This is a genomic window from Anoxybacillus andreesenii (assembly GCF_030813005.1).
In the GTDB taxonomy this organism is placed as follows: domain Bacteria; phylum Bacillota; class Bacilli; order Bacillales; family Cytobacillaceae; genus Robertmurraya; species Robertmurraya andreesenii.
Genome location: NZ_JAUSTU010000050.1, coordinates 1 through 7,973, shown reverse-complemented (window position 1 = coordinate 7,973; position 7,973 = coordinate 1). Strand labels below are relative to the sequence as shown.

At 33.7% G+C, this 7,973-nt stretch carries 6 protein-coding genes and 4 pseudogenes; 6 read left to right on the top strand and 4 right to left on the bottom strand.

Annotated features, from left to right (window positions below; translation table 11 throughout):
- The first annotated feature begins 99 nt into the window (after nucleotides 1–99).
- The 3 genes and pseudogenes from J2S07_RS21290 to J2S07_RS21280 form a co-directional block, all read left to right on the top strand.
- Nucleotides 100–612: a DUF3231 family protein gene (locus J2S07_RS21290; RefSeq protein ID WP_307152395.1), complete on the top strand. Its 513-nt coding sequence runs from the start codon at nucleotides 100–102 to the stop codon at nucleotides 610–612.
- A gap of 480 nt (nucleotides 613–1,092) precedes the next feature.
- A complete protein-coding gene (locus tag J2S07_RS21285) occupies nucleotides 1,093–2,001 on the top strand; it encodes a spore germination protein (protein WP_307152394.1) in 909 nt (302 codons plus the stop codon).
- Nucleotides 1,940–2,545, top strand: a pseudogene (locus J2S07_RS21280) (spore germination protein); the annotation flags it as partial. The gene J2S07_RS21285 and the pseudogene J2S07_RS21280, both read left to right, overlap by 62 nt.
- 66 nt (nucleotides 2,546–2,611) lie before the next feature.
- Here J2S07_RS21280 and J2S07_RS22020 read toward each other — a convergent pair.
- Nucleotides 2,612–3,007 carry a Ger(x)C family spore germination C-terminal domain-containing protein gene (locus J2S07_RS22020; RefSeq protein WP_370872915.1) on the bottom strand — a complete coding sequence of 132 codons (396 nt, stop codon included), beginning with the start codon at nucleotides 3,005–3,007 and terminating at the stop codon, nucleotides 2,612–2,614.
- A gap of 303 nt (nucleotides 3,008–3,310) precedes the next feature.
- Between J2S07_RS22020 and J2S07_RS21275 the strand changes: the two are divergent.
- Both J2S07_RS21275 and J2S07_RS21270 read left to right on the top strand, forming a co-directional pair.
- Nucleotides 3,311–3,418 (top strand): annotated as a pseudogene (locus tag J2S07_RS21275) (transposase); the annotation flags it as partial.
- 13 nt (nucleotides 3,419–3,431) lie between these two features.
- Nucleotides 3,432–3,680, top strand: a pseudogene (locus tag J2S07_RS21270) (helix-turn-helix domain-containing protein); the annotation flags it as partial.
- A gap of 28 nt (nucleotides 3,681–3,708) precedes the next feature.
- On the opposite strand, the gene J2S07_RS21265 reads toward J2S07_RS21270, so the two are convergent.
- From J2S07_RS21265 to J2S07_RS21255, 3 genes are read right to left on the bottom strand one after another with little or no spacing between them, the layout of a single operon-like run.
- Nucleotides 3,709–4,839, bottom strand: a complete 1,131-nt coding sequence (locus J2S07_RS21265; protein ID WP_307152392.1) for a Ger(x)C family spore germination protein — start codon at nucleotides 4,837–4,839, stop codon at nucleotides 3,709–3,711.
- A complete protein-coding gene (locus J2S07_RS21260; RefSeq protein WP_307152391.1) occupies nucleotides 4,836–6,299 on the bottom strand; it encodes a spore germination protein in 1,464 nt (487 codons plus the stop codon). The genes J2S07_RS21265 and J2S07_RS21260 overlap by 4 nt, the downstream gene beginning before the upstream one ends.
- Nucleotides 6,286–7,377, bottom strand: a complete 1,092-nt coding sequence (locus J2S07_RS21255) for a GerAB/ArcD/ProY family transporter (RefSeq protein WP_307152390.1) — start codon at nucleotides 7,375–7,377, stop codon at nucleotides 6,286–6,288. The genes J2S07_RS21260 and J2S07_RS21255 overlap by 14 nt, the downstream gene beginning before the upstream one ends.
- Nucleotides 7,378–7,645: 268 nt before the next feature.
- On the opposite strand from J2S07_RS21255, the pseudogene J2S07_RS21250 reads away from it, so the two are divergent.
- A pseudogene (locus J2S07_RS21250) lies at nucleotides 7,646–7,837 on the top strand (recombinase family protein); the annotation flags it as partial.
- Nucleotides 7,838–7,973 lie beyond the last annotated feature (136 nt).

Below are 7,973 nucleotides of genomic sequence, written 5' to 3'. Positions count from 1 at the left end.
CCAAAAAGGACAAAAGGAAACGAAAAACAATGTAATTTTAAGAAAAAGCTAGATTAAGAGTGATATTGTCCAAAATTCGGGGGTTAATCCGAAAGCTATATGAGTGGTTTTAAACCATTCAGTGATAAAAGGGCTTTAAATGATATTGAACTTGGTTTTCTTCATCATGGAATTGAAACAAATAATATTGGAATGCAACTCATTACTGGATTTGCCCAATGTGCAAAAAATAAAGATGTGAAGCAATATTTTGTAAAAGGTAAAGAACTTGCGAAAAAACAAATAAAAGTAATGACAGAAATTCTTATGGATAGTGATGTTCAATTCTCTGCTACTTCTGGAAGTACCGTCACTACTTCAACGGTAGCACCATTTTCTGACAAGCTTATGATGGCATGTGTTCATTTTCTCAACGGGTTCAGTCTTGTGGGAAGTAGTTTTGGTACATTTTTTACATATAGAAATGATATTACCATGAAAACAGCATTACTAGTCAAAGATATTTATATTTATGGACAAGAAGGGATTGAAATTAGGATTAAAAATGGGTGGTTTGAAGAACCACCACAAATGGAGGATCGAGCTGCCATCATAAAGGGTGTAACGAATTAATTTGTTTTCAAAGGGCAAAAATAAACTTGGTGTTATTTATAACACTAAATTTCAATGTGGAGGGATGTATTTTGAATACTTCATTTAAGAGCTTAATATCAGCCCTGTTTTCACTGTTGGTTAAAATCCACTTCTTAATTGAAAAAATAAACACCAAGTTAAGATCTGCATCATTAAGAATACCGACATTGGCTTAAGCATTAGTATTCCATTAGTATCATCAATTCCACATTGTTTTAAAAAGGGCGAGTACACTTCTTTGTACTTGCTCCTTTTTATGTAACCTAGTTGCAGATCTTAAAATAAACTGCCCTTTAAAACAAAAATTTTTGTTTTATTCTTTTTCGTATAGCTTGTTAATTTTAGTAGTTATTTTATTAGCTAAATCGAATCACTATGGTATGAAAGGGATGAGAAACAACACATATTTTTTCTAAAGATACCAATACTAACCATAAATATAATAAAGGAGCATTTCTGTTGCAACGTCCATATAAATTAAAAAAAATACTAAAAAACGTTCAAAATAAAAGCAATGAACAAAAATCTGATAGATATGATCAACTAAATCCATTTTCAACGAAACTGGATGAAAATGAACGTAATCTTAAAGAACAATTAGGAAACAGTCCGGATATTGTATACCGAAGATTCCCGATTCATTTTCAAAATGGTGACTTACGTCAAGTGCTGATCACATTCATCGATGGATTAGTTTTAGAAATGACAGTCCGTGAAAGTGTGTTAAAACCACTTGTAGATGAACCATTCTCTAAAAACGAACAGGAACCTCTAATCCAAATACAAGAGAAGCTTTCAGCGAAAAAAGTTACTGAGGAAAGCGAATTTACTAAAGCTGTTCAGGAAGTCTTAAAAGGAAAATTATTATTACTCATTGAGGGATTTAGTACAGGTTTAATTGTCCATATAGAAGCATTTGAATTTCTCCGTGCCGTTCAGGAACCCGAATCAGAAAAAGCTGTCCGTGGGGCGCGGGATGGTTTCATAGAATCCTCTGCTGTGAACATTTCTCTACTGCGACGCAGAATTTCTCATCCCTCCTTACAGTTTGACACCATAAAAATCGGTAAGATAAGTCAAACCGCAATTGTTATTGCTTATATAAAAGGGCTTGCGGATGAGGAATTAGTTAGTCGTGCTAGGAAACGTCTTGGACAGATAAAAGTAGATGGGATTCATGGTTCAGGAGATATCGAGCAATTTATTGAAGACCATCCTTATTCTATTTTTTCCACTATCGGAAATACGGAAAGACCTGATACAGCAGCTGCTTTGCTATTAGACGGAAGAATACTGATTCTAACGGATGGTGATCCTGTTTGCTTATACATCCCTCTTTTTTTTTCTAGACAACTTGAAAACGATTGAAGATTACAATTCTCGGCCTTATTACAGTTCATTTATTCGGATCATTCGAGTCTTTGCTTTTATAATAAGTACGACCCTTCCAGCTTTGTACATCTCTGCGCTTAACTTTAACAAAGAAATGATTCCATCAGATCTCCTTATTCCTATTATTGAGGAACGGGAGATGGTGCCATTTTCACTTTGGTTAGAAATGTTCTTAATGATTCTAATGTTTGAAGTGGTTCGTGAGGCTGGAGTAAGACTCCCGCAAGCTGTTGGATCGGCATTAAGCATTGTTGGTGCCTTGATTTTGGGACAAGTAGCTGTTACGGCTGGCCTTGTCGGAGCGCCGACTATCGTGGTTATCTCTATTTCATATATATCCGCATTTATCATTACCCCGATAGCAGATATCACAGCTTTACTTCGGATTGCCTTATTAATTTCTAGCACCATGTTTGGAATGTTCGGGTTGATTGTTGCCCTACTTGGTCTAATCACCCATATGGTGTCTTTAACTTCATTAGGAATTCCCTACATGGCACCACTGGCACCAACTTACTTTCGTGATTTTAAGGATACATTCATTCGTTTTCCAACAAAATGGCTCAAGCAGCGACCAACATCAATATCAAACAAACGCTCTACCAAAATTGAGCGCTTTAACATCTATTTTGACTTCGGCATTAGCAAAGATGGCATCCCATTTAGGTTGAACTCTTTTCCATTCTTGAGGAGATCTTTGGTGAATAATTAATCCAAAATCAGTAATATCAGTCTCAAGTTCTTGTAGTTTTGTTAAGGATGATAGCATTAACTTCTCAACTTCTTGAGAAATTTTCTTCTCGACTTTATTCAGGTATGCTTCATTGAACTCTTCTTTTGTCATATTATCAGCAAGTGTTCCCTCGATCTTCGTTTCAATATTTACCTTTAGCTGGTCTCCTTCTAGATGAGGAACAATCTTTGTCTTTGCCTTTTTTACTTCTAGGGAAGCTCGATCGCGGTCACTCATTATAACTGTGATGCTTCCGCCCCTAACTAGATTTAAGAGCCAATTAAGTCCAGCTGATTTGTCACTTTTGGAGTTACTTTGCGCCTGTTTTAAAGGCTATTTTGCACTATGAATAAATATAAAAAGTCCAAATTCTCAACATTAAAATTAAAAAATTGGACCAGGAGCTTGCTTCAGAAACGCACCCGTTTGCGGTAATTTAACTCCCCTTTAACAGTTTTCCGAAAGAATTCCCCTTCTTCGATTCTGTGAAGGGCGAAGCCCAAGAATAAGGAGGGGATGAATTTCGGTTAGGTGATAGCCTAAAAGCTTTGACAGAAGCTATGGAAAGAATACTTCTGGTCACAAAGCTACTGCTTACTAACAGTGGGTGGTGCACCGTTAGAAGTCCTAAAGCAATATATTGAAACGCAAGGGCAGAAAGTAAGTGTGGACAATGTTAAAAGCATACAAATACCGTATCTATCCAAATACAGAACAACGCATATTCTTTACGAAAACCTTTGGATGTGTACGCTTTGTATATAACAAAATGCTTGCTGATAGAATTAGTTCTTATAAGTAATCTCAAGAAAGCATTGATAAGTCTATCAAGTACCCTACCCCTGCACAATACAAAGCTGAATTTCCATTCCTAAAGGAAGTGGATAGCCTTGCTTTAGCTTTTGCTTCTGTTTTGTTGAATTATCAACTAAGTATATCTAACTCAAGTTTCAATTATATAAACCCCTGTTTTCTAAGAGAAAATTTACTGTAACATTTTTTATAGAATTAGCAGATAATGTATAATCTTTTAATTGTTGTGGTTTAACCCTATCATGGAAAAGTATATTTTTTAGACTATATACGTCAATTTCCTTATCAATTCCATTTTGATAAGTGGACCTTATTTCTGCTTCAATCTGTTTTGTTACCAATTCTTCTATTTTTTTTGAGGAAAGGTGTTCTTCCAAATCTGTTAATGTTCCTTTTGCATCAACATGTATGTTGAAATGGAATTTTTCTCCATCCCTAACTACATTTATTTTTACAGAAGGTGACGTTATTCTTACAACACCCTTAATTTTATTATCTTCAATAATATCTACTGGTGTATTTTTAATGTTTTTTTGCGTCCATCTGAGACCAGTAAGCTCTTCATATGACAACCATTCTTTATACTTTCCTTCACTTACAGGAAAAGCACCATTTATTTTTAAGGTGCTTTTAGTTTTTGGTTCTGTAACAGATTCCTTCCAATCTGTTTCGTTAATAGAAATAGAAGGCAGCAAAGCTGTTCCTCCTGGTTCATTATAAATCGAAATAAATTTATGCAAACGCATCGGTTTTATATAAGAATATTGATAATATGTATCTGTTGGCTTATACAAGATCGTGTATAATGGTGGCAGTTGAAAAAAGCCAGTTGAGCTAAGTATTTTTTCAATTGACTCTTTTGTTCCGAACATCCATGGTGTATAACGAAATTCTCCATTTTTCTTTAAGGATTCCTCCACTTTTTTTATACCTTTTTCCAAAACAGACTCTGAATAGATAATTGCTCCTATATGTGACCAGTTCATAGTTTGTTGGGATGTTCGATATAAATCGAAGATAGCATCATTAATAGTACGACCTGAACCAGTGCCTATATATAATGGCACGGGTTGTTCCGATTTGCCACCTTCCGTTTTAGCTACATTGGAAAAATCAAGTAATTGAACATACAATATATATTTTTCATCTTTATAGTCAATTCCTATTGTTGTGACGTAATTCACTTCACCAATTTCGTGTTCATCCCAGCATCCTGTTAAAATCAATAATACGAATGCTATCATCAGCAGGACGATTAATTGTTTCATTTTTTTTCATCTCCCTGACGGTCAGTATCATTTGTGTCAAGGATTCTTGCGCGTTCATTTTGTTGGTCAACAGGATATTTCAGTAAAGATTTAGAGAAATCGTTTTTTACATATGGTGAGACTGGACTTAGATAAGGAATACCAAAAGATTCTAGCTTAGCAAGATAGCCAAGTGTTAAATAGATACTAATAAAAAAACCAAACATTCCTAGAACAGAAGAAAGAAGAATTGAAAAGAGTCGTATGATTGAAACTGTACCATAAAGAACCTGACTACCTAGTGTAAAGGTTGATATAACTGTAATTGCAGTAATAACCAACATAGTTGGAGACGTTAAACCTGCTCTAATTGCTGCATCACCTATGATTAATCCACCTACAACTGCTACAGTTTGCCCCACCGCTTTTGGCAATCTGACACCAGCCTCGCGAAATAATTCGAATAAACTAATCATTAATATTACTTCAACTACTGTATTAAAAGGTATACCTAGTCTAGAAGATGATATTGTTGCAAGTAACGGAAGTGGAATTTGGTCTACATTAAATGCAGATAACGATACCCAAAAAGCTGGTAAAAATAAGGACAACATCAACCCCAAAAGTCTAAGTAAAAGCTCAAAAGAAGCATAGAAATAAGGTGTATGTTCATCCTCTGAAGTATGGAGAATCACTCCTAAATTTGCTGGTGCAACTAAAACATTAGGAACATTATCAATAAAAATAGCAAATCTGCCTCTAACTAGACTACTGACAACACCATCTGGTCGAGAGACAGATCGCATTAATGGAAAAAGAGAGTAATTAGAACCACCAAGGAGTACTAGTAATTGGTTGTCGCTGTTTACAATATCTATATCTATATTTTTTAAACGATGTGTAACTTCCTTAATTACTTTTTTATTTTGTATATCCGTTATGTATACTAATCGAACTTGCGTTTGACTTCTTTTACCAAGGGTAAAAGACTTTGTTACAAAAGAATTCGATTTAAGCCGTTTTCGCACTAAAGCAATGTTTGTACTTAAATCTTCAACAAAAGCGTCTCTTGGACCACTCAAAGATACCTCGGTATGAGATTCCTCTGGTGATCGTTTTGGTGGACTGGATGTATTAAAGAAATATAAAGTTTCAGTAATCAGTATTGCTGTATAGCCATTGAAAACTTTTTCTTGAAGCGTATTATCAACATTTATTTCATGCTTACGCAATGTAATGCGTTCGGAACAATTTATATTATCAACACCTTTTAATCCATCACGGTAATATTTGTTTTGAATGTCTGGAAGTATACTATTTATTAATAATTTATGTTCAATTAACCCATTGCAGTAAATAATAAGTATTTGTTCCTTATTATTATTTCCATATAGGTGTTGTTTCTCAACCGATACATCTGTTGAATGTCGGAAAAGATTCTTAATATACCGTTCATCTATTTGATAATTATCCCTTTTCATTTGTAGACACCCTGTTCGTTGAAGTTTTAATTAAAAAGGCAATAAAAACTGTGATAAAAACACCAAAAAAGATACTTCCAATGTAATAAAATCGTGATAAAAAGGTGAAGAATTCTTCATTTGAAATAGGTAATGTAATGACAATTAGATAGATAACACAAATAAAGGCTTGAATATAAAAACGCTGTTTTTTCTTCTTAATGTCAAAGGGCAATGTAATCATATATAAAATCATGCTTATATGGATAAAAGCACCAGATAACCATTGATAAATGGAAAAAAAATCGAGATGATTGAAATAATTACCTATCCCTAAGATACGCCACTGAAAAAAGGCAGGATATCTCAATTTCCCTGCTTCCTCTACTCCAAAAGTTGAGATACTGTCAAGTAGTGGTCCGACAGTTAGAATGGATAAAAAAATGATGAGAAGTAAAATGTGTAAAAACTTCAGTTCTCTATCGACGCGATGCTGTAAAAATATCAGTAAAATTAATTCAATGGCTGAACCAAATGCAAAAAGTGAACCATGAATCACTTCCTTCCACCCATTCTCCACTAATACAGGCGTAATAAGTGTAAAGTTTTTATCAGGAATGGTACCAATTGCGACAAACAAACCAAAAATAATAACGAATGGAAGTACAACACCTGCACAAATGGCAATTACATTTATCTTACCGTATGAAATATAAATGGATGCGGTTAGAATGAATAAAGATACCACTACTACCGGTGTATTAAACAAAAAAGTTTCATTTATCCATAATACCGTTTCTTTTAAAGTAATAAAACCAGTTATAGTTAAATAAATGAACAATAAAAAAGCAATTACTCGACTAAGCAGTCTGGAATATGTAGATGATATCCATTCAAAAATAGATACTGATTGAAATTTCCTTGTAACATACAATAATAATAAGGAGAACAAAAGGGTTAATATATAACCAATAATTACACTTATCCATGCATCACGACCTGCAGCATTAATTAAGAACGGGATAACAATGACATGATTAGTTAACCCCATACTTAATATAAAAATCGTAAAAAGCTGTGTGATGTTGATTTTTGTCATCAAAAAACTCCCTATAAAATCCATTTATAATATTATATTGGCTAAATTACTTCATACTATTCGCATTATCCGATTTTTAATAAATATTATATAATGATATTTTTTGGAAAGTCACACATTTCAAAAACGAATGTTTTTGAGACATTATTACTATGAATATAAAATAGCTCAAAATCATAAGAAATATTGTCTCTAAAGATTGCTCAAAATCTGCATTTCATATACCACCCTTTGTAATATAATTATATTGAAAAGGTGGTATTTTTTTATGAATAAGTATATTTATGGTTATGCTCGAGTAAGTACTCGTCAACAAGATTTAGCACGTCAATTGGACCTATTAGAGAAATATAATTGTAATGAAATTCTTACAGAAAAAATGACAGGAACAAAATCAAACCGTCCAGAGCTAAATCGTCTAAAAGACAAATTGAGACCAGGAGATATTGTTGTAGTAGAAAGGTAAGCGTAAAATAATCCCCACCTGTGAAGCAGGTGGGGATCGCGTTATTATTTAGGTAAGTTTTTAAAATCTTTACAAACGATTGGAAGTGTTGTTGACCAAGGCAGTACTTTATCCAGGGCATTTTTATCTG

What these genes read in the sequence shown, in the direction of transcription:
- J2S07_RS21290 (WP_307152395.1), top strand. Translation starts at nt 100, where the DNA reads ATGAGTGGTTTTAAACCATTCAGTGATAAAAGGGCTTTAAATGATATT.
- J2S07_RS21265 (WP_307152392.1), bottom strand. Translation starts at nt 4,839, where the DNA reads ATGAAACAATTAATCGTCCTGCTGATGATAGCATTCGTATTATTGATT.
- J2S07_RS21260 (WP_307152391.1), bottom strand. Translation starts at nt 6,299, where the DNA reads ATGAAAAGGGATAATTATCAAATAGATGAACGGTATATTAAGAATCTT.
- J2S07_RS21255 (WP_307152390.1), bottom strand. Translation starts at nt 7,377, where the DNA reads ATGACAAAAATCAACATCACACAGCTTTTTACGATTTTTATATTAAGT.